Annotated in this window: 22 protein-coding genes, 1 tRNA gene, 1 other RNA gene and 1 pseudogene; 15 read left to right on the forward strand and 10 right to left on the reverse strand. The window is 64.9% G+C overall.

Going from position 1 to position 24,512, the window contains the following annotated elements; genetic code table 11:
* Positions 1–71 precede the first annotated feature (71 nt).
* Together BM052_RS16750 and BM052_RS16755 are read left to right on the forward strand one after the other, a co-directional pair.
* Positions 72–1,400, forward strand: coding sequence for a sensor histidine kinase (locus BM052_RS16750; protein ID WP_177198527.1), 1,329 nt, complete (start codon positions 72–74; stop codon positions 1,398–1,400).
* A gap of 139 nt (positions 1,401–1,539) precedes the next feature.
* Positions 1,540–1,743: a hypothetical protein gene (locus BM052_RS16755; RefSeq protein WP_091148744.1), complete on the forward strand. Its 204-nt coding sequence runs from the start codon at positions 1,540–1,542 to the stop codon at positions 1,741–1,743.
* Positions 1,744–1,908: 165 nt separating this feature from the next.
* On the opposite strand, the gene BM052_RS16760 is transcribed toward BM052_RS16755, so the two are convergent.
* A complete protein-coding gene (locus BM052_RS16760; protein WP_091148746.1) occupies positions 1,909–2,208 on the reverse strand; it encodes a chorismate mutase in 300 nt (99 codons plus the stop codon).
* A 109-nt stretch (positions 2,209–2,317) separates the two neighbouring features.
* Here BM052_RS16760 and BM052_RS16765 point away from each other — a divergent pair, with 109 nt between their 5' ends.
* Positions 2,318–3,334 carry a polyprenyl synthetase family protein gene (locus BM052_RS16765; protein WP_091148747.1) on the forward strand — a complete coding sequence of 339 codons (1,017 nt, stop codon included), beginning with the start codon at positions 2,318–2,320 and terminating at the stop codon, positions 3,332–3,334.
* Between the two features lie 13 nt (positions 3,335–3,347).
* Here BM052_RS16765 and BM052_RS16770 read toward each other — a convergent pair whose 3' ends face one another.
* Both BM052_RS16770 and BM052_RS16775 read right to left on the reverse strand, forming a co-directional pair.
* Entirely contained in the window at positions 3,348–4,586 is a 1,239-nt protein-coding gene (locus BM052_RS16770) for a glycosyltransferase family 4 protein (protein ID WP_091148749.1), read from the reverse strand.
* On the reverse strand, positions 4,583–5,434 hold the full coding sequence (locus BM052_RS16775) for an MlaA family lipoprotein (protein WP_255406219.1): 852 nt from the start codon (positions 5,432–5,434) through the stop codon (positions 4,583–4,585). Before BM052_RS16775 ends, BM052_RS16770 begins: the two co-directional genes overlap by 4 nt.
* 393 nt (positions 5,435–5,827) lie before the next feature.
* Here BM052_RS16775 and BM052_RS16780 point away from each other — a divergent pair, with 393 nt between their 5' ends.
* The 8 genes and pseudogenes from BM052_RS16780 to BM052_RS16815 all read left to right on the forward strand — a co-directional run.
* On the forward strand, positions 5,828–6,520 hold the full coding sequence (locus BM052_RS16780; protein ID WP_369821552.1) for an energy transducer TonB family protein: 693 nt from the start codon (positions 5,828–5,830) through the stop codon (positions 6,518–6,520).
* Positions 6,521–6,572: 52 nt separating this feature from the next.
* Positions 6,573–9,026: an ATP-dependent helicase HrpB gene (hrpB, locus tag BM052_RS16785; protein WP_091148750.1), complete on the forward strand. Its 2,454-nt coding sequence runs from the start codon at positions 6,573–6,575 to the stop codon at positions 9,024–9,026.
* Between the two features lie 45 nt (positions 9,027–9,071).
* On the forward strand, positions 9,072–9,350 hold the full coding sequence (locus BM052_RS16790; RefSeq protein ID WP_091148777.1) for an ETC complex I subunit: 279 nt from the start codon (positions 9,072–9,074) through the stop codon (positions 9,348–9,350).
* Between the two features lie 191 nt (positions 9,351–9,541).
* Positions 9,542–9,616: a hypothetical protein gene (locus BM052_RS16795; RefSeq protein ID WP_255406221.1), complete on the forward strand. Its 75-nt coding sequence runs from the start codon at positions 9,542–9,544 to the stop codon at positions 9,614–9,616.
* Positions 9,617–9,672: 56 nt separating this feature from the next.
* Positions 9,673–9,767: signal recognition particle sRNA small type (ffs, locus tag BM052_RS16800), an RNA gene on the forward strand.
* 93 nt (positions 9,768–9,860) lie between these two features.
* Positions 9,861–11,660 (forward strand): DNA polymerase III subunit gamma/tau, encoded by a 1,800-nt coding sequence (locus BM052_RS16805; protein WP_091148752.1) that lies wholly within the window; start codon positions 9,861–9,863, stop codon positions 11,658–11,660.
* A 1-nt stretch (position 11,661) separates the two neighbouring features.
* Positions 11,662–11,997 carry a YbaB/EbfC family nucleoid-associated protein gene (locus BM052_RS16810; protein WP_091148753.1) on the forward strand — a complete coding sequence of 112 codons (336 nt, stop codon included), beginning with the start codon at positions 11,662–11,664 and terminating at the stop codon, positions 11,995–11,997.
* A gap of 611 nt (positions 11,998–12,608) precedes the next feature.
* Positions 12,609–13,036: pseudogene (locus BM052_RS16815) on the forward strand (transposase); the annotation flags it as partial.
* A 183-nt stretch (positions 13,037–13,219) separates the two neighbouring features.
* On the opposite strand, the gene BM052_RS20315 reads toward BM052_RS16815, so the two are convergent.
* The 3 genes from BM052_RS20315 to BM052_RS16825 are packed head-to-tail and all read right to left on the reverse strand — an operon-like array spanning position 13,220 to position 15,296.
* The gene (locus BM052_RS20315; RefSeq protein WP_255406220.1) at positions 13,220–13,354 is read right to left on the reverse strand and encodes a hypothetical protein; all 135 of its coding nucleotides are present in this window, start codon (positions 13,352–13,354) and stop codon (positions 13,220–13,222) included.
* Between the two features lie 32 nt (positions 13,355–13,386).
* Complete coding sequence (locus tag BM052_RS16820) at positions 13,387–14,409, reverse strand: hypothetical protein (protein ID WP_143084880.1); 1,023 nt, start codon at positions 14,407–14,409, stop codon at positions 13,387–13,389.
* Between the two features lie 14 nt (positions 14,410–14,423).
* The gene (locus tag BM052_RS16825; RefSeq protein WP_091148756.1) at positions 14,424–15,296 is read right to left on the reverse strand and encodes a hypothetical protein; all 873 of its coding nucleotides are present in this window, start codon (positions 15,294–15,296) and stop codon (positions 14,424–14,426) included.
* Positions 15,297–15,412: 116 nt separating this feature from the next.
* Between BM052_RS16825 and BM052_RS16830 the strand changes: the two genes are divergently transcribed.
* Positions 15,413–18,145, forward strand: a complete 2,733-nt coding sequence (locus tag BM052_RS16830; RefSeq protein ID WP_177198525.1) for a protein kinase domain-containing protein — start codon at positions 15,413–15,415, stop codon at positions 18,143–18,145.
* A gap of 35 nt (positions 18,146–18,180) precedes the next feature.
* Here the strand turns inward: BM052_RS16830 and BM052_RS16835 are convergent, their stop codons facing one another.
* The 3 genes from BM052_RS16835 to BM052_RS16840 all read right to left on the reverse strand — a co-directional run bounded on the left by BM052_RS16835 (position 18,181) and on the right by BM052_RS16840 (position 19,181).
* Positions 18,181–18,567, reverse strand: a complete 387-nt coding sequence (locus BM052_RS16835) for a hypothetical protein (protein WP_091148760.1) — start codon at positions 18,565–18,567, stop codon at positions 18,181–18,183.
* A 22-nt stretch (positions 18,568–18,589) separates the two neighbouring features.
* Positions 18,590–18,967 (reverse strand): hypothetical protein, encoded by a 378-nt coding sequence (locus BM052_RS19655; protein WP_143084881.1) that lies wholly within the window; start codon positions 18,965–18,967, stop codon positions 18,590–18,592.
* A gap of 137 nt (positions 18,968–19,104) precedes the next feature.
* Positions 19,105–19,181 (reverse strand) — tRNA-Pro (locus BM052_RS16840).
* Positions 19,182–19,461: 280 nt separating this feature from the next.
* Between BM052_RS16840 and yajC the strand changes: the two genes are divergently transcribed.
* The 3 genes from yajC (at position 19,462) to secF (ending at position 22,481) form a co-directional block, all read left to right on the forward strand.
* Positions 19,462–19,797, forward strand: coding sequence for a preprotein translocase subunit YajC (yajC, locus tag BM052_RS20010; RefSeq protein ID WP_177198526.1), 336 nt, complete (start codon positions 19,462–19,464; stop codon positions 19,795–19,797).
* Between the two features lie 71 nt (positions 19,798–19,868).
* Positions 19,869–21,482 (forward strand): protein translocase subunit SecD, encoded by a 1,614-nt coding sequence (gene secD / locus BM052_RS16850; protein ID WP_091148763.1) that lies wholly within the window; start codon positions 19,869–19,871, stop codon positions 21,480–21,482.
* A gap of 12 nt (positions 21,483–21,494) precedes the next feature.
* A complete protein-coding gene (gene secF, locus BM052_RS16855) occupies positions 21,495–22,481 on the forward strand; it encodes a protein translocase subunit SecF (RefSeq protein ID WP_091148765.1) in 987 nt (328 codons plus the stop codon).
* Between the two features lie 385 nt (positions 22,482–22,866).
* On the opposite strand, the gene BM052_RS16860 is transcribed toward secF, so the two are convergent.
* Positions 22,867–24,189, reverse strand: coding sequence for a hypothetical protein (locus BM052_RS16860; protein ID WP_143084882.1), 1,323 nt, complete (start codon positions 24,187–24,189; stop codon positions 22,867–22,869).
* Between the last annotated feature and the right edge of the window lie 323 nt (positions 24,190–24,512).

The following is a 24,512-nucleotide window of genomic DNA, read 5'->3' on the forward strand; positions in this document are numbered from 1 at the left end:
TCGCCGCGCTGGCGGACCCACCGGCGGTGAGACCGGCGCGGACCCACCATACCGGTTCGCTGGCCCGGCGCATGATGCTGATCGCGGCGGGCTGGATCTTCATCCTGCTGCTGGTCGGCGGGCTGGCGCTGGACCGCACGCTGACCGGCCTCGTCACCCGCAATTTCGACGAGCAGCTCGGCTACATGCTCACCGGCATGATCGGTTCGGCCGAAATCGGCCCGGACGGCGAGGTATTCTTCATCCGGCCGCTGGGCGATCAGCGCTTCCTGGAACCCAATTCCGGCCTCTACTGGCAGATCCGCGCCAAAGGGCACGAAGACTTTCCTTCGCGCTCGCTATGGGATCGCAGCCTCGACGTGCCGGAAGACCATTTCGACGCGCAGCCCCACGTCTATGACAGCGACCAGTTCCAGGGCGAGCCGCTGCGGGTGATGGAGCGCTCGATCATCCTGCCCGGCAGCAACACCCGGTGGATGTTCACGGTCGCCGCGAGCCGCAAGGACCTCAACGTCCAGATCAAGATCATCCGTTCGATCCTGGTCTACAGCTTCGTCGCGCTTGGCTTCGGGCTGCTGCTCATGGCCGGGTTGCAGACCTGGTACGGCCTGTTCCCGCTACGCCACGTGCGGCGCGCGATCCAGAAACTGCGGACCACTGGCGGCGCCCGCGTTACCCAGCCGCTGCCCAAGGAAGTCGAGCCGCTGGTGGAGGAGCTCAACGCGCTGCTCAGCCATACCGAGCGGCAGGCCGAGGAGGCGCGCACCCATGCGGGAAACCTCGCCCATGCGCTCAAGACGCCGTTGACGGTGGTGATGAACGCGGCGACCGCCAAGGCGCCTGACCTGGCGGATACCGTCATCCGCGAGGCGGCGGTGATGCGCCGCCAGGTCGACCATCATCTCGCCCGCGCCCGCGCGGTCGGGCGCCGTGCGGCCGGCATGTCGCGCGCGGAAGTCTGGCCGAGCCTGGAGGCGGTGCTGCGCGCGGTGGAGCGGCTCTACGAGAACACGCGCTTCGACCTCGACGGCAATCGCCAGGTATGCGTCGCGCTGGAGAAGCAGGATCTCGAGGAAATGCTGGGCAACCTGATCGAGAACGCCGCCAAGTACGGCGGCGGCAGCGTCTTCGTCACGGTCGACGCCGAAGGCCATGGCGGCAAGAATGCGCGCCTCTGCGAGATCTGGATCGAGGACGACGGTATGGGCATTCCCGAAGCCGAGCGCGTGCGCATCTTCGATCGCGGCGCGCGGCTCGATACTGGCAAGCCGGGGACCGGACTGGGCCTTGCCATCGTGCGCGACGTGGCCGAAATCTACGGCGGCACCGTCGAACTGGACGAGAGCGAGGACCTGGGCGGACTGCTGGTGAAACTCAAGCTGCCGCGCGCGGTGGGTTGAGCCGGCCCGGGAAGATGTCGTGGAAGATGTGGTGGACAAGCGTGGCGGGACCGTTGCCTCGCCACGGCTTGATCCTCATGGGCGGCGCCTGTGAATTGGAAGGCGCGGATCAGAAGCGCAAGAAATTGAAGGAGCACTCATGACGAAGGCCATCACTCTCTCGCTCACCCAGGACGAGATCGAAATGCTGGTCGATGCCCTGGAGGTAGACCTTGAAGGCTATGTCGAATCCGCCAAGGAAGCGCGCGGCAACGGCAACCGCGAGGATGTGAAGACCTTCACCGAAGCCGCCACCCGCATCCAGGCGCTTATGGCCAGGCTGCAGGATTTGATCGAGGAATAGGCGGTTCGGATCACTTCGCGACGGAGTGGAAAGGGCATATTCCGAAGATGCGGGGCGGCACCTCGGCGGCAAGGGATCTATCCGGAACAGGGCGGCATTCTTCTCTCCGGACGGCGTAAACCGGATATCATCTCATACCGGGTGTCGTGGTCCCCGGCGATGCCGTCATCCCAGCTTCGCCTGCTCATGGTGCCGGATCACTTCGTCGATGATGAAGCGGATGAACTTCTCGCCGAAGTCGGGATCGAGCTGGGCATCCTCGGCCAGCTTGCGCAGGCGCGCGATCTGGCGTTCCTCGCGGGCCGGATCGGATGCGGGCAGGTTCGTTTGGGCCTTGTGGGCTCCCACCGCCTGGGTGATCCGGAACCGTTCGGCCAGCATGTGAATTAGCGCGGCGTCGATATTGTCGATGCTGGCGCGGTAGCCGGCCAGAACCGGATCGTTGGCGGGAATATCCTGAGTCATGATGCGGCTCCGCTAGCACGGGTTCCCGGGCTCTGCCAGTCGGAGCGTTCGCCCGGCCGGTGGCGTTTGCACTTGCCTTCGCCACGCTCTGCGCGCAATGCGCGGGGCAATGAGTGCAGACGTCATCACCCTGCGCCCGCGCAGGCAGCAGCCTTCCCTCGCTCCCATGCTGGCGCTGACCGCTGCCGGCATGAACAGCGTCAACGCCGTCATCCTCGACCGGATGCAAAGCGAGATTCCGCTGATTCCGGCGCTTGCGGGGCACCTGATTTCGGGCGGCGGCAAGCGCATGCGTCCGATGCTGACGGTCGCGGCGGCGGAGCTTTGCGGCTACCAGGGGACGCGCCATCACAAGCTTGCGGCCGCTGTCGAGTTCATCCATACCGCAACGCTGCTGCACGACGACGTCGTTGACGGCTCCGACTTGCGGCGCGGCAAGGCAACCGCGAATATCGTCTATGGCAACCCGGCGACGGTGCTGGTGGGCGATTTCCTGTTCACCCGCTCGTTCGAGCTGATGGTGGAGGACGGCAGCCTCAGGGTCCTCAAGATCCTCTCGCGCGCGGCTAGCGTCATCGCCGAGGGCGAGGTGGACCAGTTGAGTGCGCAGCGCAGGATCGAGACCAGCGAGGAACATTACCTCCAGATCATCGGCTCGAAGACTGCGGCGCTGTTCGCCGCCGCCACGCGCATCGCCGCCGTCGTCGCCGAGAAGAACGAGGCGGAGGAACTCGCGCTCGATGCTTACGGGCGATACCTGGGAATCGCGTTCCAGCTGGTCGATGATGCGATCGACTACGATTCGGAAGCGGCCGAATCGGGCAAGGACAAGGGTGACGATTTCCGCGAGGGCAAGATGACCCTGCCGGTGATCCTCGCCTACGCCCGCGGCGACGAGCAGGAGCGCAAGTTCTGGCAGGAAGCCATCGCCGGTTTCCGTACCGAGGACGAGGATCTTGCCCACGCGGTCGAGCTGATAAACCGCCACGGCTGCGTCGAGGCCACGCGCGAGCGTGCCCGGCATTACGCCCAGCGCGCGATCGATGCGATCGCCGGCTTCCCTGCCGGAGAGGCCCGCTTGGCCATGGCCGAGGCGGTCGAGTTCGCGGTAGCGCGCCGCTACTGAGGCGCTACCCCGGTTAGCCGGGCACTGTCTGGTGTTTCGCCAGGGCCGAGAAATAGGCGTCGACCATACCGGCATTGGCGCGGTCCCAGGTGAACGCCTGGCTATGGGTATGGGCGTTGAAGGCGTGTGCCTTTCGCAGGGCCGGGTCGTTCAGGTAGCGGGAAATCGCCAGGGCATAGCCCTCCACATCGCCCGGCGGGATCAGCGCGCCAGTCAGTCCGTCGATGACGATGTTGCTGTTGCCCGTCGCATCGGCCGCGACCACCGGTATGCCGCAGGCCATGGCTTCGAGCGAGACATTGCCGAAGGCTTCGGTGGCGGAAGGGTTCAGCAGCAGGTCGGCGCTGGCAACCGCGCGTGCCAGTTCCGCGCCATGCTGGAAGCCGATGAATATGGCGTCGCCCAGCCTCTCGGAGAACTCGGCGCGGGCCGGTCCGTCGCCGATGACGAGGATGTGGAATTGCGCACCGCCTTCGCGCAGGCGGGCAATGGTATCGGCGAAGTCGCCGAGGCCCTTTTCGAGGACGAGCCTGCCAAGGAAGGCAATGACGGGCTCGTCGCCAAGCCCTTGCGCGCGGCGCCATTCGGGATCGCGCCGGTCGGGAGTGAAGATCTGTGGGTCGACCCCGCGACTCCAGATGCGGATGTTCTCGCCCATTCCCTGGTTCTGCATCGTCCGTGCGGCCGATTCGCACGGCGCCACCACGCCGTCGCACGCGCGGTAGAAGCGGCGCAGCTTTGCAAGCAGGGGCTGCTCGAACAGGCCTAGCCCATAGTAGCGAGGATAGGTTTCGAACCGGGTGTGCATGGCCGCGACAACGGGAACGCCGGTTCGGCGGGCCAGCTTGAGCGCGCTATGTCCGTGGAACAGCGGAAGCGAGATGTGAAACAGGTTCGGTGCGAATGTCGCGATGTCCTCTCGGACCGACCTGGGTAGCCCCCACGCGATGCGATACTCCTTGCGGCCGAAGAGCAGCGGTGAGGATGGGATGCTGACGAGATCGCCCGCCGGCTCGAACGCGGGATTGTCGCAAGTCGGCGAATAGACCCGCACGGCCGCTCCGCGATCGAGGAGATAGCGCACGAGCATGTTCTGCGCCCGGTTGGCACCGTCGCGCAGGCAGTTGTAGTTGCCGCTGACGAGGGCGATCCTCAGCGACGAGAGATCGTCGGCCGCCAGGCAAGAGGCCGGAACGTCGCGCGACGGGGCATCGACTCGGCCTTCGGCGTCGAGGCGGGCAGACCTGTTCATGGCGTGCCCACGGTTTCCGGGATGGTCGCCGGATTTGCCGGTGCTTCGACGGGAGACTTGGGCTCGGGATGCGTCGATGGCGCAGCTTCCTTGTCGATCAGCGGACCATCGACGGTCTTGCGCCGGCCTTTGAGCACGTCGATCTCCGCACGTCTGCGGGCGAGGTATTCCTCGCGCTGGGCGGCGTAGGGATCCGCGCTCTGGCGGGTGCCCTCGATCTTGTCGTCGTTCTGCGCGCGCTCATCCAGTGCGCTTAGAACACCCTTGCCCAGCGCGAAGCCGGAATCGGCGAAAGGCTTGGGCACCGCAGTGGGCAGGATCGTGAAGTCGAAAGGCCGGGCAAGGAGGTCTCGCAGTGTCGTTGCGCCGATGACCGGAAGGAACAGGTATGGTCCCGGGCCGACGCCGTAATAGCCGAGCGTGTCGGCAAGGCCATTGGAGCGGCGCGGCAGGTTGAACGGCTTCTTCTTCGCGACGTCGAAGAGACCGCCAATGCCCAGGGTGGTGTTGACGGTGAAGCGTCCGAGCGTTTCCAGCGCCTTTCCGGGCTTCAACTGAAGCAGGAAGTTCACGAAGACGATTGGCTCGTCTAGGTTGTTGAGGACGTTATGCAAGCCGTCCCGCACGGGACCTGGAATGGTGTGCTTATAGGTATGGGCAATCGGGCCGACGATGGCCCGGTCGAGCGCCTGGACCGCCTGATACGAAACGACGTTGATCGCTTCCGCGGGATCGGCGGGAGAAGGCGCCCGGCGCGTGACGACAATGGTATTCTCCGGTGGCGGCTCGTCGTGCGGTGCCGGTTCCGCTTGGGCCGGCGGAGGAGGCGCTGCATTCCCTGGCGGCACGGGAGCGGATTCCGAGGGGGCTTGTTCTGGCATTGTCACGACCGGCGCAGGCGCCGTTGCCGGCAGGGCGCCTGCTTCCGCAGGTGCGCCTGCCAGCAGCAGAGGCAGTGCAAGTATCGAAACGCTCAAGAAATTTCCCCGGTCATCCGCGCATGCTCAACCGCCGCGACTCCTTCGAATCGGAACGTCTCATAGGACGTAGCCGTCATGAGACAACCACAGTCGCAAGCGCCGCCAATAATTGCACCTCGTGCTTCGGAGGAAAACCATGGTCGGGCACGGCCGATTTTCTGGCGTTGCCGCCTCGACGCCCGGCGTCTAGGCCAGACGCCGATGCGTTCCGATTCTGATCGGGCTGTAACGGGCTACCAACCCGGATCGCCCCGCCAGCGCTTGATTTCCTCGACCCTGTCAGCGGGGTTGTTGCTGCTCGTCCTGCTGATCGCGATCTATCAGACTCAGCTGGCATCCTTGCCTGAGAAGCGCAGCAAGCCCGTGACTTTCGACATTGCCGGCGACGACACCAAAGCCGGCGCCAAGGCGGAGCAGAAGCACAAGGCGGCAAAGAAGCGCGATACCAAGCAGCCGAGACAGGATCGCGCGCCGGTTGAAACGCCGGTGCCGCCGACCGAGAAGCCCGCGCCGGCCGAAAAACCGGCCTTCACTTTCCACAAGCTCTCGCGCGCCGACATGGCCGCCGCCGATATCGGCGGGATGACGCGTTCGGGCGGCGGCGATGCCGCATCCGGCAAGGCCGCCTATGGTCCTGGCGAGGGGCCGGGCGGGGCGGTCCTCTACAATGCCGATTGGTTCAAGGAACCGACCGACGCGCAGCTCGGCGGGTACTTGCCGGCGAACATTCCCCGGCAAGGCTGGGGCATGATTGCCTGTCAGACATTGGAGCACTATCGGGTCGACAATTGCCAGATACTGGGCGAATCCCCACGCGGTTCCGGTTTCGGCCGTGCGGTGCTCGACGCGGCCTGGCAGTTCCAGGTGGTCCCGCCCCGTATCAACGGCAAGCCGCAGCTTGGCGTCTGGGTGCGCATCCGCATCGACTATGGAACCAAAAAAGCCGAGGGGTGAAGCAGTTTCGCGAAGCTTTCCCGTCGAGGGGACAGGCTATATGGGGGCAGGCGTGAGCGACCTTCCGATCCGCGCCGTGCTTCCCGATTTGCTCGGAGCCTTGCGCCGGCGCGCCGGCGCGGTGCTCATCGCTCCGCCGGGCGCGGGCAAGACGACGGCGGTGGCCCCCGCGCTGCTGGGCGAGGACTGGTGTGCCGGAACCGTGATCCTGCTGTCCCCGCGCCGCGTCGCCGCGCGTGCCGCCGCCGAGCGCATGGCGGAACAACTGGGCGAAAAGACCGGGGAAACCATCGGCTACGTAACCCGCCTTGATACCAGGCGTTCGGCCCGCACGCGGGTGCTGGTGATGACGGAGGCGATCTTCGTCGCGACCCTTCTCTCCGATCCCGAATTGACCGGGGTTTCCGCCGTCCTGTTCGACGAGGCGCACGAGCGGCACCTGGACAGCGACCTCGGCCTCGCCCTGGCGATCGAATGCCGCGAGGTGCTGCGTGAGGATTTGCGGCTGGTGGTGATGTCCGCGACCATCGACGGATCCCGCTTTGCCCACTTGCTGGGAGAGGGCACGCCGGTGATCGAGAGCGCCGGCAAGGCCTGGTCGCTCGATGTGCGCTGGCTGGGCGGCGCGCCGGACCAGCGGATCGAAGATGCCATGACCGCCGCGATCCTGATTGCCTGGCGGGAGCGGGACGGCGATGTGCTAGCCTTCCTGCCGGGCCTGCGCGAGATCGAGCGGGCGGCGGAACGGCTTGCGGAAAAGCTGCCCCGGGCGCTCGTCCTGCCGCTCCACGGCCAGTGCGAGCCCGCCGCCCAGCGCGCCGCGATCCGGCGCGATCCCGAGGGTCGCCGTCGGGTGGTCCTGGCCACCGCGATCGCCGAAACCTCGCTGACGCTCGATGGGGTTTCGGTCGTGGTCGATTCCGGCCTTTCGCGCCGGGCCGAGTTCGACAAGGCGGCTGGCGTTACCCGGCTGGTCACCCACCGTGCGAGCCAGGCCTCCGCCGCCCAGCGCGCGGGCCGCGCCGCGCGCCAGGGGCCGGGTGCCGCCTACCGCCTGTGGGAAGAAGCCGCGCATGCGGGAAGGCCCGCCTTCGATCCGCCCGAAATCGTGACCAGCGACCTGGCCCCCCTGACCCTGGCGCTCGCGCAATGGGGCAGCGGCGATCCCGCGGCGATGGCCTGGCTCGATCCGCCGCCGGCGTCGGCGCTGGACGCGGCGCGCAAGGGGTTGGATGCGCTCGGCGCGCTGGATTCCGAAGGGCGGATCACCGAATTCGGCCGCAAGGTCGCCAGCCTGCCGATGGACCCGGCGCAGGCGGCGATGATCCTGCGCGCGAGCGAACGCGGCGCGGGGGATGTCGCCGCCAAGTTGGCGCTGATGCTCCAGGAACGCGGGCTAGGCGGACGCGGCGACGATCTTGCACAGCGCCTGTCACGTTGGAACGGTGATCGTTCCGCGCGGGCCGAAGCCTCGCGCAAGCTCGCTGCCGGCTGGGCGAAGCGGGCCCGCTCACTGGTTTCGGAGCGTGGGCGCGGAGAAGAGGTGCCCTTGGGCGTTCTCCTCGCACTGGGCCGTCCCGACATGATCGCGCGGCGCCGCGATCCTTCCGGCGAGAGCTGGCTTTCAGCGGGGGGCAGGGGCTATGTACTCAATCCCGCCTCGCCGCTCGCTTCACGCGAATGGCTGGTGATCGGCGATGCGCAGGGGCAGGCGAAAGGCGCGCGTATTCTTTCGGGCATCTCGCTCGAAGCGTCCGAGGTGGAGCAATGGCTCGGCGATGCCATCCAGCGGCGCTCGGTCCTGCGCTGGAACGAGGAGGAAGGACGCGTGGAGGCGCGGCTGGAGCGCCGGCTGGGCGCGATCACGCTGGCGAGCGGCCCCGATCCCTCGCCCGATCCGGCGGCGATCTCCGCTCTCCTGCATGACCGGGTGAGGGAGAAGGGATTGGCGCTGGTGCCCTTCGGCAAGTCCAGCCTCTCGCTTTTGCGCCGTGCACGGTATGCCGGGATCGAAGCGCTCTCCGAGGAAGCGCTGCTGGCCGATCTCGGCGATTGGCTTGGCCCGCTGCTGGGCCGCCGTCTCGATGCGCTCGACAAGGGCGCGCTGCAGGATGCCTTGCGGGGGCGGTTGACCTGGGATGATCGGCAGGTGCTGGAAAAGCTGGCCCCGCCCGAATTCCACAGCCCCGCCGGCACCGCCCACGCCATCGACTACGAGGACGACGGCGGGCCCAGTGTAGAAGTGCGCGTCCAGGCGCTGTTCGGGCTCGATCGTCATCCCACTTTCGGCCAGCCCCCGCAGCCCTTGCTGCTCAAGCTGACCTCGCCCGCGGGCCGGCCGATCCAGACCACCCGCGACCTGCCCGGCTTCTGGCGCGGTTCGTGGCGCGATGTGCAGCGCGACATGAAGGGCCGCTATCCGAAACACCGCTGGCCGGACGAGCCCTGGACCGAGGATCCGAGCCTGAAGACGCGCAATGCTTTCGAAGCTTCGAAGCGGAACTGATTGCGGCTTGATTTCCCCCTCGATTCGGAGGCAAAGCGCTGGTTCATGAGTGCACGCATCTATCAGCGCCCGAAGAACGCCATGCAGTCCGGCAAGGCGCTTCTCGACCAGTGGATCCTCGAATTCGCGCCGGCCGAGGCGAAGCGGCCCGATCCGCTGATGGGCTGGGCCGGTTCGGGCGATATGCAGCAGCAGGTAACGCTCAAGTTTCCGACCAGCGATGACGCCAAGGCCTACGCCGCGCGTTACGGCATCGAGGCGGAAGTCCACGCCACGCCCCCGCGCCGCCTCAAGATCCAGGCCTACGCCGACAACTTCCGCTGAGCGGATCGATCTTGGCTTTGTACTGATTTTTGCACGCATTGGTGGAAGGAGCGCTACCGATGGATGTCTTGTCGTTTTCCGATGCCGCGCCAATTTCAAGACGGTGATGGACCACGCGGTGGACGATCGTTCGCCGGTAATCGTCACCCGCCAGAAGGCGGTGGTCGCGCAGGATCAGCCAGGCGGATCGGCTGGTATATCGTGTTGCCGACTCAGGTGCCGGCCAGCGCCTTGAGATCGCGCAGTGCTGGTTTCACTATAGCTGATTGTTCCCGGCCTTTGGGCACCTTGCATTTCGAACCAACCCCAGCCATATGGCCGCCCGGGAGTCGGGTGGACGTTTGCGTTCGCCAATCTGGTCAGGTCCGGAAGGAAGCAGCCACAACGGATTGCGGCGGGTCGCCCGGCTCCTTCAGCCTCACATCGTCGAGTGAACCGTTCGCTGCGGGGCTGTGGAGCAATTTGGATTTCCCCTGACATTCCCGGTGCCAACCCCTAGTTTGGGAGCCGATGGACGATTCACGCGACATTTTCGGCGATTCCCCTCCCTGGAACGGGGAGAAGGAAGAAGCCGTGCCCAGCATCGCCGAGTTGGAAGCGGCGGGGCAGTCGTCCATGTTCGGTGAGCCGGCGCCGCCCACGCCTGCATCCGCGCCCACGAAACCACCGTCCGCCCCGCCGGCGCAGCCTTATCGGGTGCTCGCGCGCAAATATCGCCCGCAGACCTTCGGCGAACTGATCGGACAGGAGGCAATGGTTCAGACGCTGGCCAACGCGATCAAGCGTGACCGGCTTGCCCATGCCTTCCTGATGACCGGCGTCCGCGGGGTGGGCAAGACATCCACGGCACGCCTCATCGCCAAGGCGCTCAATTGTATCGGGCCGGACGGGCAGGGCGGGCCGACCATCGATCCTTGTGGCCGGTGCGAACCTTGCGTCGCCATTGCCGAAGGGCGCCACATCGACGTGATCGAAATGGACGCCGCCAGCCACACTGGTGTCGACGACGTTCGCGAAATCATCGAGGCGGTGCGCTACGCCGCCGTTTCGGCGCGCTACAAGATCTATATCATCGACGAAGTCCACATGCTGTCGCGCAATGCTTTCAATGCCTTGCTCAAGACACTTGAGGAGCCGCCGGCGCATGTGAAGTTCCTCTTCGCGACCACCGAGGTGGACAAGTTGCCGGTCACCGTGCTGTCGCGCTGCCAGCGTTTCGACTTGCGCCGCATTCCCGCGCCGATGCTGGCCGGACACTTCGCGATGGTCTGCGCGAAGGAAGGGGTCGAGGCGGAAACCGAGGCGCTTTCCATGATCGCCGCCGCCGCCGAGGGTTCGGTTCGCGACGGTCTATCGATCCTGGACCAGGCGATCGCCCACGCCGATCTCGACGGGGAAGGCAAAGTGCGGGCCGAGAAAGTGCGCGACATGCTCGGCTTGTCCGACAAGAGCGTGCAGCGCAAGCTGGTTGCCGCGATCCTTGAGGGCAAGGCGGCCGAACTGCTCGATCTGGTTGCCCACCAGTTCGCGCTCGGCGTCGAGCCGATCGCGATGATGCGCGGGCTGATGGAACTGACTCACCGCATCGCCGTCGCGCAAGTGAGCGGCATCGCCGATGCGCCCTCCACCGAGGAGCGCGAGGCGATCGAGAGCTGGGCCAAATCGCTGCGTGCCGGACAGCTGCACCGCTTGTGGCAGTTGCTGCTCAAGGGCCACGATGAGGTCAAGTCCGCGCCTGATCCGTTGGTGGCGGCGCAAATGGCGCTGCTACGGATCATGCACGCGGCCGACATGCCCGATCCCGGCATGCTGGCGAGGAAGCTCGAGGAGCTTGCCGCCCGCCCGCCCGCGCCGTCACCGGCGGGAGAGGGCGGCTCCGCGACCAACGGGCCGCCGTCCGCGACAGTCGCCCCGGCCGTCACGCCGCGCTGGGAATCCCTGGTCGAGGACGTGGAACACGCGCACCAGCACGTGGCGGCGAATGTCATGCGCATGCAGGTCCGGGTGGTCGAACTCGCGCCTGGCCTGCTGCGCTACACCCAGCCGCCCGGTTTCAACGAGGATATCGCCGCGCTGGTCAGGAACAGCCTCAACGAGGCCACCGGCGAGCGCTGGCGCGTGGAACGGGTCGATGCGCAGGGCGCGCCATCGCTGTTAGAGCAGGCCGAAGCGAGGAAGGCCGCCGACAACGAGGCGATCAGCCGGCATCCGCTGATGGTGGCCACCAAGGCGGCCTTTCCCGACGCCAAGGAAATCGAGGATGACCGCCCGGCCGCAGTCGGCGGCGGATCACGCAATTGGAGACGTTGAAATGAAGTCCATGGAAGAGATGCTCAAGGCGGCGCAGCAGGCGGCCGAGACCATCCAGAAGCAGATGACGGAAACGCAGTCCAAACTCGACCAACTCGAGGTCGAGGGGCTTTCCGGCGGCGGCCTCGTCAAGATCCGCTGTTCGGCCAAGGGCCGCGTGATCGGTGTTTCGATAGACGACAGCCTGATGCAGCCGTCCGAAAAGGCCATTCTGGAGGATCTCGTCGCGGCGGCCTACAACGACGCGCGCGTCAAGGCGGACTCGGTGGCGAGCGAGGAACTGGCCAAGGCGCAGCAGGGCATGGGCCTTCCGCCCGGTTTCAAGTTGCCGTTCTGAAGCGTCGTCGTTCCGGGCTGGAAGCTTGGGACGGCCGTGACCGCGGGGTGTTCGCCGCTTGCATGATGCCTGTTTCGAGGTGGCCTTCCTTGGCCACTTCGGCGCGGCCCCTTGTCTTTCGGAACAACGCTCCTTTGGCAAGCAAAGCCAGCGTCCACCGCACCATATTTAACGGATACTTGCTCGCTTTATGGGATAAGGTGCCCAAGTGCTTGAAAAAGCGGGTGACATACGGGCACCCGGTCGCCGAGGCAAGATATTGAATTCACTTTGGTATTTAACCGAATTGGGTTTGGCATACCATCACAAATGCCATCTGTCTACTGGGATCGTATGGGGCGAAATGACATCGCACAACCGACGGGCGGACCTCTCTCGGCAACCGGGGCAACTTGTAATATCAGTGTCCTTGGGTTCGCGGGAGCACCTTTGTTGCAATTCGCTGGAAATTGCAATTTGACGTCCTACGGGGTCGTTCTGCACTATAACACATTAATATAAATAGGAAAAATTGTAGTGTCCGGGAGCTTCTGCAAGAGCGATTGAGGAAGAGAGCGGCCATGGCAGGCTGGTGATGTTCGAATTCACCTAGCCCGATGAGGAGAGCTGCCATGACCAAGACCGAAGATAGACCCACGATTGCCGCTGTCCAAGAGCTTCTGAAGCAGAGCCCTGATGGGCTGCGCGAGATTGTCCGCAACGTGATGCAGCAGATGCTGGAGGCCGAGATGTCGGATGCGCTCGGGGCGGGCAAGTGCGAGCGCGTCGAAGGGCGGCTGGGCTATCGCTCGGGCTATTACAGCCGAACGCTGGTGACCCGCGTGGGCAAGCTCGAGCTGCGGGTGCCGCAAGACCGCGACGGCCATTTGTCGAGCCCTTCCCCTATCTGATTCTCGATGCACGCTACGAGAAGGTCCGCGGAGGCGGCATCGTCGCCAGCCAGGCGGTGCTGATCGCGGTCGGCATCGACTGGGACGGCCGGCGCCAGATCCTCGCCGTCGAGATGGCCAACCGCGAGAGCCGCTCGTCGTGGAAGGACTAAGCGCTATAAGCGTACGCCAAACAGACGGGGCTACCGAAATGGGTCGCGTAGCCCAAAGCGGCGCGCGCGGGACATGCCGGTATCCCGGGTCTCGCACCAGCGAAGAAGCACATGCACCAGCGCCATGAAGATGGCGATACGGACCAGCTTCGTAACGGTGACGTCCCCGCCCGAGATTCCTCAGCCGAGTGCCGCTTCGCCGCCCCAATTGCCGGACGCCTGCCCGCGCCGGTAGGCGGCCATGTCCTGCGGCGCATAGCCGATCCACCCTTCGCGACCGGCACGTTCGTCCAGGCGGCTTTGCTCGTCGCTCATCGTCGGTCCCCCTCTAGCCGTTTACCTGAAACCTAGCGCCAGGAGCAGGCACCGGGGGTGTCCTCGATTTGACCGATACGTCGATAGCCCTGGCCGTCGTTGCGATCGTGCTCATGGCAGAAACCCGGGCCGCCCTGCTCGTAATCGAGCCAACCCGCGCGGCTGTGCGTCTTGAGGAAGAAGGGTTTATCCTGCCCCTCGCCAATTACCCTCCAGCCTCCGGACACCGGGGTCAGGATTGTGAACTTGCCGCCGCTGTTGTCGCCCTCGCATATTTCATTCACGATCACTTCCGGGTTGCCGTCGCCGTTCATGTCCATGATCGGCGATCCGTTGCCGATCTCGTCTTCGCCAGGGATTCGCACACCGCTGGCACCGTCGCAGTCGCCCCAGCCCCTGGTTCCGCGCTTGTAGCCTGCCGCCGTGAAGATCTGCGCGATCTGGCCGGGCGTCAGGTTGCCGACGCTCCAGGGCTTGGCCCATCCGGCGGTGGGAAGCTGTCCGGGCGCGGTCTTGTCGGGCACGCGGGCGAGCGCGACGTTCTCGCGGTATTGGATTTCGGACAGCGGCAGGTAGCGGCTGTCGTTGGCGACGAAGACGAAGGCGGTGATCTTGTCGCCATCGGTCACGTCGATCTGCGGCCAGGCCGTTCCGGTTTGCGGACCGATCTTGGGCTGGCCGTCCACGTCCAGCATGCTTTGGTAAAGCTTCGTCTTCGGATCGAAAGAGACGATGGCGGCATGCAGCTTGCCATTGCCGTCCGCGCAGTCGTTCTGGCTGAGGACGAAAAATTCCTCCTTACCGTCATGATTGATGTCGCGCCGGCCGATCCCGACCTTTGCGACCATCTCCTTGTCACCGCAGTAGCGCGTGGCATTGCGCAGGTCGGCGCTGAGATCGAAACCGGAAACCTGGAGGATTTGCTTGCGATCCGCGACCGACATGCTTGCGGGAGAGCCGGTGTTTCCCGCCGCCTTTGACGGCGTCTGCGCCAAGCAGGCCGTGGCGATGCTCGCGCCCAGCATCGACAGGAAGAGGGCTGAGCCATAACGCATGGCAGTGATCTCCTTCAGGCCGTGGCGAGCGGGTTGTGAATCTTGCCGAGACCCGAGAGGCCCAGCGCGATGCTGACCAGCAGGATAATCCAGGCTCCGAAACCGAGCGTCAGCATCGACATGACGTCGCCGATCGTTGCCAGCGATGTCAGGTTCCACAGCAGGCCGAAGGCGATCACGCCGGATATACCGCCGGCAAGCGATGCGGCGCGCAGCGAGCGGCCGGTCCAGCTCAGGCCGATCAGCGCCAGGGCCAGCAGCGGTACGGCATAGGCCAACCACATGAAGCTCAGCAGGAAGGAGCCCATGTGGCTTTCCTCCGACGCGGCGGCGTTGGCGCGCTCGTCCTGTAGTTCCTTGAGCGCATCACCCGCCGATCCGCCGCTGCCGAACCAGCCGATCGGCGTGCCGGGGCCGGTCGTGGCGATCACAGTCTGCAACCGCTTCTCGCGTTCGTCGAAGTCCTTGCTGCGGCTTTCGGCTATCTCGCGTTCGGCCTTGGCTTGGTGGGACAGTTCGGTGACGACCGGGTTCAGCCCCAGCAGCGACAGGCTCCGCCCGCCGCGCGCGAGGCTGTTGATGGCGGGCATGATGCTGGCGATCAGCAGCAGGATCGCGAGCGGAAAGGCCAGTGTGCCGATGGCGAGCGAGCGTGCCTTCGCCACCGCCGGGGAGGACGACAGCGCCGCCACGTCGATGCCAGCGCCCGCGACCGGATAGACGCCGACCGCCTCGTCGCCGCGCAGCTCGAAATCGACCGCGAGCCCGGCCACCGCCGGTTTGTCGCTGCGCCATTCGGTTCCTGCGAAGCCGTAGCGCCTGCCGTCCTCGCCAGTGATCGTGCCGGTGCCCGAGGAGGCCGTGAAGCCCAGAACCTTCCCCTTCATGATAGGTCTCCCGCTGTTGGAGACTACAAGTGCTGCGCTCGTAGTTTGCTTGCGGAGGATTGTTCCTGCCGGTACAAATGTCCTCACGGACTTCTCAAGAAATTCTCAAGGAGCGCATGGCCACCGATTCGTCCCTGCAATCTTCCTCCCGGCGGAGCGATGGACAGCGGCTTTGGACGTTTGGCAATTGCACTATCGATGAGACGAACCGGCTTCTGACCATCGGCGGCGTCATGGCCGATCTCGAAGCCAAGCCCTTCGATATTCTGCTGGAATTGCTTCATCACGCGGGCGAAGTCGTCACCAAGGACGAATTGCTTGATGCGGTCTGGCCGAATGTCACGGTCGCGGAAGGCTCGCTGACCACTGCGCTGTCCAAGCTGCGCCGGACCATCGGCGATACCGAAGGCGTGATGATCGTCACCGTGCCGCGCCTCGGTTATCGGTTTGCGGCTCCGGTCAGTGTTACGCCATCCGCCCCGCAAGCGCCGGTGCTTGCGATCGAGGCGGGAGCGGCTGTGCCCGGCCGCACCAACTGGCATTATGCCGAGCGCCTCGGCCACTCGCCGCATGCCGAGGTCTGGCGTATTGCCCATGACAAGACGCGCGATACGCGCGTCCTCAAGCTCGCCGCCGATGCAAGCCGCCTGTGCTCGCTGAAGCGTGAAGTTGCCGTCGCCCGCCTGCTGCGCGAGTCGCTGGGGGAGCGGGCCGATTTCGTTACCGTCCTCGACTGGAATTTTTCCGAGGCGCCATTCTTCATCGAGAGCGCCGATGGCGGGGCCAACTTTGCCGATTGGGCAGCGGCGCAAGGCGGGCTGGCCTCTGTGCCAATGGCGCTGCGCATCGAACTGGTCGCCCAAGTCGCGAGCACGGTCGCGGCGGCGCATGGCCTGGGCGTACTGCACAAGGACTTGAAGCCCGACAACGTCCTCGTGTCGGTGGATCGCAACGGGCGCTGGCAGTCCAGGGTGATCGATTTCGGCAGTGCGGTGCTGACGCAGCCGGAGCGGTTCGATGTTCTCGGCATCACCAACACCGCCACGGGCGATGCGATGGATGGCGCTGTGGGCGGCACCACGCCGTGGATCGCGCCGGAACTCTTCGCTGGGGAAGCTCCCGGCATGGTCGCCGACATCTATGCGCTGGGCGTGATACTCTATCAGGTCGTCATCGGCGATCTGCGCCGCCCGCTAGCGACGGGCTGGGAGGCCCATGTCGGCGATCCGCTGCTGCGTGCCGATATCGCGGATGCGACCATCGGGGACCCGGCAAAGAGGCTGGAAAGCGCTGCCGAACTCGCGCGTCGATTGCACGATCTCGACGGACGCCGCCGTGAGGCGGATGCCGCCAAGGCCGCCGCCATGCGGGCGCAACTGGCGGAAGCCAAAATGGCGCGAGTCCGAGCTCGACGGCCGTGGATGATCGCCGCGACGCTTGCGTTGCTCCTAGGCACCAGCCTTTCCGTCACACTGGCAATGCGCGCCGCGCGGGAACGCGACAATGCCCTTCATCAGACCCGCATCGCCGACAGCATCAACGGCTTCCTGGCCAACGACCTGCTCGCACGCAGCAACCCGTTCCGTTCGGCGAGTGCTGGGGAGAGCTTCGTCGATGTGGTCAAACAGGCATCGCCCCTGATAGATCGGCGCTTTGCCGCCGAGCCCGCCATTGCCGCGCGCCTGCATCAGACCATCGCCAATGCGTTCGACAAGCGCAGCGATTGGGTCGAAGCCCGAATCGAATATGACCGGGCGGCGGCACTCTGGGCAAAGGCTGGCAGCACCAATGCCACGGACGCGATCATCAACCGGCTCCAGCGCGCGATGATGGAAGCCCGTTCGTATCAGGATGGCAGCCCGGCGCGCGCTCAATCTGAAATTGACCGGGCGCTGCCCGAGATCGGCGCTTTAGCCCATGCTCGGCCGGACGTTGCCGTGTGGCTCGCCTCGGCACGCGGCATGGCCGCGTTGGTCAACAACGACATCAAGAAGGCGCAGGAGCAGTTCGACCTGGCCGTCCAAGACGCGGGAAAATTGCCTCAGCTCGATCCGATCGCGCGGTTGACCTTCCGCCAGCGCCTTGCCTTTACTAAGATACGCCTGGGCGACGGACCGGGTGCGGAACATGATTTCCGGGCGCTCGCGCGGGACTATGCCGCGATCGAAGGGCCGGACGGCCCCAATGTGCTGATGACCCGGATGAACCTCACGCAGGCGCTGACGGTCGGCCACGATCATGAAGGGGCGATTGCCGAAGCGAGCGCGCTTTATCCCCGCCTGGCCGCGCGGCTGGGCGAAGACCATGAGATGACGCTGCAACTGCTGACCACCAAGGCGCAGTCCGAAGGCATGATCGAGAGGTGGGCGGATGCTATCCGCGATGATCTGCGGGTTCATGAACTCGCGGCGAAGAAGCTGGGATCGCATGCTTTCTTCACCATCGCAAGCCTGACCGATGCAGCCACAGCGCAATGCCGAAGCGGGCAAGCGGCACAAGGCCTGGCGAATGCGGAGCAGGCGTATCGCGATGCCGTTGCCGGGTTCGGCAAAGTCGCGCTCGCCGACGCCATCGCCTATACCGTCGCTGAATGCGATATCGATCTCGGCCGTACCGCCGAGGCTGCGGCGCGGCTGGAAGGCATCGACGCCGCAGCGGTCGCGCAATTGGCGGGCGATGCCGATTGGGGGGCCAACGTCCGGCTCGCATGGGCACGAATCGCGGAGGCCAGCGGTCACAAGGACGCCGCGCGCCAGGAATTGGAGGCGGTCCGCGCCGTCTACACGGCCAAAAGCGCTGAACCTTACCAAGCGCGCACGTGGCGGGACCTGATGCGAAAGGTATCGTGACGCAACATCGACATAATGTATCGCAAAGAGCAGCATTACTGAGCAGTGATTGATGCTACATATTGCGGTAATGTGCAGCCCAGCGTCGGCGCGAAATCCTGGTCAATCGCCGCGCGCAGTTCGTCCTTGTGGCGCTGACCCTGCGCGATAGAGCCGAGGTAGCCGATTGTTCCCCCAGCCAGCGCACCTGCAAGAAGCTCGGGCAGAATGCTGGACTTGTTGGACTTCCCCGCATTGCCCGCGATGCCGACCACGCCGCCCGCCCGTGCACCAATCGCGATGCCGGTCAGGATCTGGTTTGTCTGAAAATTCTTGATGCAGCTGAACCGCTTACGAGCCTCCAGGCAGCTGTCGGTGAATTTCGCCGGCTTGGCCTGTATGCAAACCGGTGTGGCGAGAATGCAGGCACCGGCGCATATCATGGCCAGGAGGCGACGGGGAAGTTCAGGCGCTGACGGCAGATTTCAATTCCTTGATCCAGTGTTCGTCGCGCGCGGTATTGCGTACCTCGCTGCGGTTGGTTTCAATGTGGCGCCGGATCGTCGGGATGTAGCGCGTCAGGCGCTGCAATCCGGCCTTGTCGAGCTCCTTGCCGACCGCTTCGAAAGCCGCTGCGATTTGCGGCGCGTCGGCGGCGGAAAGCGCTTCGATGCCACTGAAATAGAGCGCATAGCTGGCGTCCCGCTCGCGCCGGTGCGCGGCAGTTGCGCAAGCAAAGCGTCGTATTCGCGTTTTTCGTCGGGCAACAGCTGCGTGGGATCGGCGCCGAGCCCGGCGGCCAGCGTCTCGACCTGATCGATCCGCGCGCCTCGTTCTGCGCACCCTGCGCCTTCGGGCGTGGGGTGCTGCTATGAGTGCGGCGATTCAGCGTGGCAGCTTATGGTTTGCTTATGCGTGGCGCACTTACGGAAACGGGCAGCTTTCGCTGCCCACTAAACGCTTGTAAAAGCAGGTAAAATTGGTCGGGACGAGAGGATTCGAACCTCCGACCCCCACACCCCCAGTGTGATGCGCTACCAGGCTGCGCTACGTCCCGACCGGAGCCGCGCCCTATAGGCACCTCTCCGGGGATGTGCAAGCGCTCCGGCAAAGAGTTTTATCCCCCGCTTGAACGCGCCGCGCGTGGGCTTATCTGTGGGCGCGATCGGCGGAGGGACGCGCGCGCCTCGCGTTGCCAGTGCCGCGCTTTATTGCTAACCGCCCGCATCCGACCCGCACCATCGGGGTCCGTGATGGAATTTCCCCGGCGAGGCGTGCGGCGATTGAGGCCGGCGCGATTCGCCGGCGGACCAATACGAGAAGGCCCTTTCAGTCCAATGCAGACCTCGATCCTTGACCAGCTCGCCGCCTCCGCCTCCGCCGGGGCGCCGCCGGCCTGGGTAACCTACCTGCCCTTCGTCGCGATGGGGCTGATCTTCTGGTTCCTGATCCTGCGCCCGCAGATGAAGCAGCAGAAGGAACACAAGGCCAAGCTGGGCGCGCTCAAGAAGGGCGACGAGGTGCTGACCGGTGGTGGCTTCGTCGGCAAAGTGCTCAAGGTTGACGAGAGCTATGCCGAAGTGGAGATCGCTCAAGGGGTGAAGGTAAAGGCGCTCAAGTCCACGATCGTGGATGTGATCCCGCCCGCCGGCTCGAAGCCCGCGAACGACTGAGCCGGGGCGACCCGGCAGTTTTCCAGGGCGCCCCGGCATGGCGGCGCCCATTCGGAGAGAAGCCACAGGCAATGCTCGAATTTCCCACCTGGAAGAAGCTGTGGTATTGGGGGCTGACGCTGGCCATCGCCGCTGCCGCGCTGCCTTCCCTGTTCGCCGTCTCCGGGCTTCCCTGGCCCAAGCTGTTGCCCGATCCGCAAGTCAGCCTGGGTTTGGACCTTGCCGGCGGCAGCCATATCCTGCTTGAGGCCGATCAGAAGCAGGTCGGCCAGCAGCGGCTGGAGAGCATGGAGGAATCGGTCCGGGGCCGGCTCAAGCTGGCCGACCCGCGCATCGACATCGGCGATATCTCCAGCGCCGGCGGCCGCCTGACCTTCATGCTCAAGGATCCCTCGCAAGTGGATGCCGCGCGTGAGGAGATCCTGCCGCTGACCAGCGGCGCGGGCCTGACCGGGCAGCGGGACTGGGACATCAAGGTGGAGGACGGCAGCCGTTTCGTGCTCACCCCTACCCCCGAGGGGCTGGACCAGGCGGTGTCGAACGCGATGGATTCGGCGATCGAAGTGGTGCGCAAGCGCATCGACGCGCTCGGCACCCGCGAGCCGACGATCATCCGCCAGGGCGAAAATCGCATCGTCGTGCAAGTTCCCGGCCTCGACGATCCGCAGGCGCTGAAGAATCTGCTGGGCCAGACCGCCAAGCTCGAATTCAAGCTGGTCGACGATGCCGCCGCGCCGAGCGACGTGGCGCAGGGCATCGCGCCCCCGGGCGACGAGATCGTCCCTTACGCCGATCAGCAGGAAGCGAAGATCGCGGGTGCTCCCGCGCTCGCGGTCAAGCGCCTGGGCGGCATCAAGGGCGATCAGCTCACCGATGCCAAGCAGTCTTTCGACAGCCGCAACAACACCCCGGTGGTCTCGATCACCTTCGACCAGACCGGCGGCGCCAAGTTCGCCAAGCTGACCAGCGAGAACGTGGACAAGCGTTTTGCCATCATCCTGGACGGCAAAGTGCTTTCCGCGCCCAAGATCAACGAGCCGATCATGGGCGGCAGCGCGCAGATTTCCGGCAGCTTCACCGTGCAGTCGGCCACCCAGCTCGCCATCGCGCTGCGCTCCGGCGCGCTTCCGGTGGACCTCACGGTGGTGGAGGAACGCACCGTCGGCCCGGACCTGGGCGCGGATTCGATCCGCAAGGGCCTGATCGCGATGGGCGTCGGCTCGGGGCTTGTGGTCCTGCTGATGGTGGCGGTCTACGGCCGTTTCGGCATCTACGCGACCATCGCGCTGGTCTTCAACGTGATGATGATCCTGGGCGTGATGGCGGTCATGGGCACTACCCTGACGCTGCCCGGCATCGCCGGCTTCGTGCTCACCATCGGCGCCGCCGTCGATGCCAACGTGCTGATCTACGAACGCATGCGCGAGGAGCGCAAGAAGGGCCGGCGCGTGATCGCCGCGGTGGAGAACGGCTACAAGGAAGCCAGCCGCGCGATCTACGACGCCAACGTCACCAACTTCATCGCCGGCGTGCTGCTCTTCGCTTTCGGCTCGGGCCCGGTTCGCGGCTTCGCGGTGGTGCTCATCATCGGCCTGTTCACGTCGGTCTTCACCGGCGTGACGCTGACCCGCATGTGGGTCGCCGACTGGCTGCGCAGGGCGCGGCCGACCGAACTGAACGTATAAGGGACAGCTTCGATGCGCCTGCTCAAACTCGTTCCCGACAACACCAACATCCACTTCCTGCGCTGGCGGGTGCCGTTCTACGTGGTCAGCATGATCCTGATCGCGGCGAGCTGGGGCATGGTCATGACCAAGGGGTTGAACTACGGCATCGACTTCGCCGGCGGCCAGGAAATCGACGCGACTTTCACCCGGTCGGCCGAGGCGCCGGTGGCCGAGCTGCGCGACGAGATCGAAAAGCTGGGCTACGGCGATCCGGTGATCCAGCGCTTCGGCGGGGCCAACGTGGTATCGATCCGCACCAAACTGCCCGCCGAGGCGGAAGCCAATGCCGGCGCCGCCGAGGCGATCAGCAAGAAGATCGTCGCGACGATCCGCGCCGGCCACCCCGACGTGCGCATCGATTCGATCAGCACCGTCTCGGGCAAGGTCTCCGGCGAGTTCCGCAACATGGCGATCTACGCGCTCGGCGCGGCGATGCTGGCGGTCGCGATCTATATCTGGGTGCGCTTCGAATGGCAGTTCGGCGCGGGCGCGCTGTTCGCGCTGTTCCACGACGTTTCGCTGACACTGGGCATGTTCGCGCTGTTCCAGATGGAATTCAGCCTGCAGATCATCGCGGCCTTGCTGGCGCTCATCGGCTATTCGCTCAACGACACGATCGTCGTCTACGACCGTATCCGCGAAGACCTCAAGAAATTCCGCCGCATGCCGCTGCCCGAACTGCTCGACATGTCGGTGAACGAGACCCTGGCCCGCACGGTCATGACATCGGCCTCGCTGCTGCTGGCGCTGGTCCCGCTGCTGTTCTTCGGACCGGAAAGCCTGTTCGGCATGACGGCGGCGATCACGCTGGGCATCTTCGTGGGCACTTATAGCTCGATCTACATGGCGGCCCCGATCCTGATCTGGCTGGGCGTGAGCGGAGACAGCTTCGTGCCCACCGAAACCGCGGTCGAGCGTCAGGAGCGCATGGCGCGGGAGCGCAGCGCCAAGCCCTGACGAAGGATGGGTACGCCCCGCTGCGATGGTCTTGGGCGTCCGCCGGGGCGACGGGGGATTACCGGTTCATCCCGAGCGGAATCGTAGCCGGAGGCGTGGATAGTTTTGCAGGGCCCTGGATTGCTTCGGCGGCCTCGCTGTTAGCGGTGCATACGCTGAACGGCCTCGGCACCGGCTTTGGACATGGCCGATATCGCCACTGGCCGGCCGAAAAGGAGCTTTGTCGGGTGGCCCTCATGACGGTCATTTTCTGCAACCATGATCGGCCGCTCCGGCCTCGATAACAGCGCCCGCTTTCGGATACGCAGCAGCAAGGCTAGCTGTCTGGTTGCGACACATCACTGGCATAGTAAAGGATGCGGTCTACTTCAGCGACGAGAGCCCGCTAACTGCCCCTTCTGTTATCGTCGCCCGTGGACAGTCCATCCACCATCGCGCGTACACCCCGCGCCTCGATGTCTACCGCGTATCGTTCCGAGAACCGTTGGATGTAGTTATCGCGCTCAGACGCAGCTGCGGTACGTATCAACAGATCGAGCAACTCGAACAGCCGGCCTTCGAGGAAAGAGTCGTAGCGATAGGATGCGCGGCACGCCGCGTAATCGAGTTCCATTGTATTGCAGAGAGCTTCAAACTGCGCATTGCGTTCGGGCCCCGAGAATGGATCGGTCGGGATGCCCCGATTCCAGATAGCAATTGCCAGTGTCACGTGGGGATCGCGCAACTGGCCGTTCTCGATCGCCCAAACCAGGATGTTAGCATTCCCCGATCGAGCGAGTTCTAGGGCATAACCCAGTTGACCCGTGCTACAGTCGGTGGGCAGGCAACTCGCAGCGGCTTGCCGGTAATGCGACAAATGCTCCCAAACTCGTTGCGCCGCCCGATTGGCTTCCACGGTCCTTCCACAATAGGCTAGGACACGCATGGCGAAGCCGGCACTGCCAAACGCCTCGGCAGCCTCGCGGTCGAAGGCGGCGCCGGGCACTGGCGCTGGAATGCCATCGGTAAGGCGAGCCCAGTCGATCGGCGCTCCTTGCCGACATAGTTTCACCGCACATAGTGCAGCGATTCGAAACGACGCAGGAGCAGTCAGATCAGAGTCGTCGAGATGGCTCCGACAAAAACTCTCAGGAGCGACTTCGCCGTCCGGTGCCGCAGCCGCCGCATATTTCACCGTCTGGTCAATCCCATCGGGCGTCAACAATATCGCCCCCGCCCCTTGCATCATCGCCAGGTCGAGCGATACCCCGCGACTTGCCTTGAGCGCCGGGAAAAGGAGGCTTTCGCTATGAAAAAAATCGAGTTCCTTGCGAGCGGAAATCAGTTCTCCGAAATCGAAGCCTGAGACGGTGACTTCAGGTCCATTACGAGGAATCGTGACTGGGATCGGAGCAAGCTGTCGCGCAATCCGATCCCAGCGCAAGGCAGCCTCGGCCAAACCCGTCGCTGTAACTCTTGACCGACGCATGATGATCGGGACGCGGGTATCTCCAGAAGATGTCGGTATAACGATTAGCCGAGCGGCACCGCGCTCCGTCGCCGCTGCAAAATAAAGATCGCGCGCCTTGAGCAGATTCTGAACGACACCATGCCCTTCCTCGAACCTGATCCCAAGATCGAGCTGGGCGTGCTTATCGCCGCTTCGCGCACGCATTGCGAGTTGCTGCAATTCGGGATCGACCGCGCCCGCTGTGAGCGGAATGCCCATGTAGCTGTTGTTGGCACAAGCGGAGAGGAGGAGCGCCAAGGCAGGCAGCGCATGGTGCCACCGCACGCGGCTCCGGCGCACTACCATCGCGAATCGTCCGTGCGGCATTCGGCCCCCGAATTCACCCCAATTCCAACACCTGCCACGAAGAACAGACTTGTCAATTGCGCCCAAGAGATTCGCAAGAACTCGATGTCCCACAAATGGAGTTTCGCGATGAACATCTTTTAAATCCCAAAGGTAATCCCCCGGCTATGCCGGGGAGACCATCATAGTTTGACGTATCCGGGAACCCATCGCGACATTTGCTTTCGTGAGCCGCC

This window comes from Novosphingobium sp. CF614 (assembly GCF_900113255.1).
Lineage (GTDB): Bacteria > Pseudomonadota > Alphaproteobacteria > Sphingomonadales > Sphingomonadaceae > Novosphingobium.

What these genes read in the sequence shown, in the direction of transcription:
- BM052_RS16770 (WP_091148749.1), bottom strand. Translation starts at nt 4,586, where the DNA reads ATGAACAGGTCTGCCCGCCTCGACGCCGAAGGCCGAGTCGATGCCCCG.
- BM052_RS16790 (WP_091148777.1), top strand. Translation starts at nt 9,072, where the DNA reads ATGAGTGCACGCATCTATCAGCGCCCGAAGAACGCCATGCAGTCCGGC.
- secF (WP_091148765.1), top strand. Translation starts at nt 21,495, where the DNA reads ATGCGCCTGCTCAAACTCGTTCCCGACAACACCAACATCCACTTCCTG.
- BM052_RS16830 (WP_177198525.1), top strand. Translation starts at nt 15,413, where the DNA reads ATGGCCACCGATTCGTCCCTGCAATCTTCCTCCCGGCGGAGCGATGGA.
- BM052_RS20315 (WP_255406220.1), bottom strand. Translation starts at nt 13,354, where the DNA reads ATGAGCGACGAGCAAAGCCGCCTGGACGAACGTGCCGGTCGCGAAGGG.
- BM052_RS16805 (WP_091148752.1), top strand. Translation starts at nt 9,861, where the DNA reads ATGGACGATTCACGCGACATTTTCGGCGATTCCCCTCCCTGGAACGGG.
- BM052_RS16820 (WP_143084880.1), bottom strand. Translation starts at nt 14,409, where the DNA reads ATGCGTTATGGCTCAGCCCTCTTCCTGTCGATGCTGGGCGCGAGCATC.
- BM052_RS16765 (WP_091148747.1), top strand. Translation starts at nt 2,318, where the DNA reads ATGAGTGCAGACGTCATCACCCTGCGCCCGCGCAGGCAGCAGCCTTCC.
- BM052_RS16760 (WP_091148746.1), bottom strand. Translation starts at nt 2,208, where the DNA reads ATGACTCAGGATATTCCCGCCAACGATCCGGTTCTGGCCGGCTACCGC.
- BM052_RS16860 (WP_143084882.1), bottom strand. Translation starts at nt 24,189, where the DNA reads ATGGGCATTCCGCTCACAGCGGGCGCGGTCGATCCCGAATTGCAGCAA.
- BM052_RS16825 (WP_091148756.1), bottom strand. Translation starts at nt 15,296, where the DNA reads ATGAAGGGGAAGGTTCTGGGCTTCACGGCCTCCTCGGGCACCGGCACG.
- BM052_RS16835 (WP_091148760.1), bottom strand. Translation starts at nt 18,567, where the DNA reads ATGATATGCGCCGGTGCCTGCATTCTCGCCACACCGGTTTGCATACAG.
- yajC (WP_177198526.1), top strand. Translation starts at nt 19,462, where the DNA reads ATGCAGACCTCGATCCTTGACCAGCTCGCCGCCTCCGCCTCCGCCGGG.
- BM052_RS16750 (WP_177198527.1), top strand. Translation starts at nt 72, where the DNA reads ATGATGCTGATCGCGGCGGGCTGGATCTTCATCCTGCTGCTGGTCGGC.
- BM052_RS16755 (WP_091148744.1), top strand. Translation starts at nt 1,540, where the DNA reads ATGACGAAGGCCATCACTCTCTCGCTCACCCAGGACGAGATCGAAATG.
- BM052_RS16810 (WP_091148753.1), top strand. Translation starts at nt 11,662, where the DNA reads ATGAAGTCCATGGAAGAGATGCTCAAGGCGGCGCAGCAGGCGGCCGAG.
- secD (WP_091148763.1), top strand. Translation starts at nt 19,869, where the DNA reads ATGCTCGAATTTCCCACCTGGAAGAAGCTGTGGTATTGGGGGCTGACG.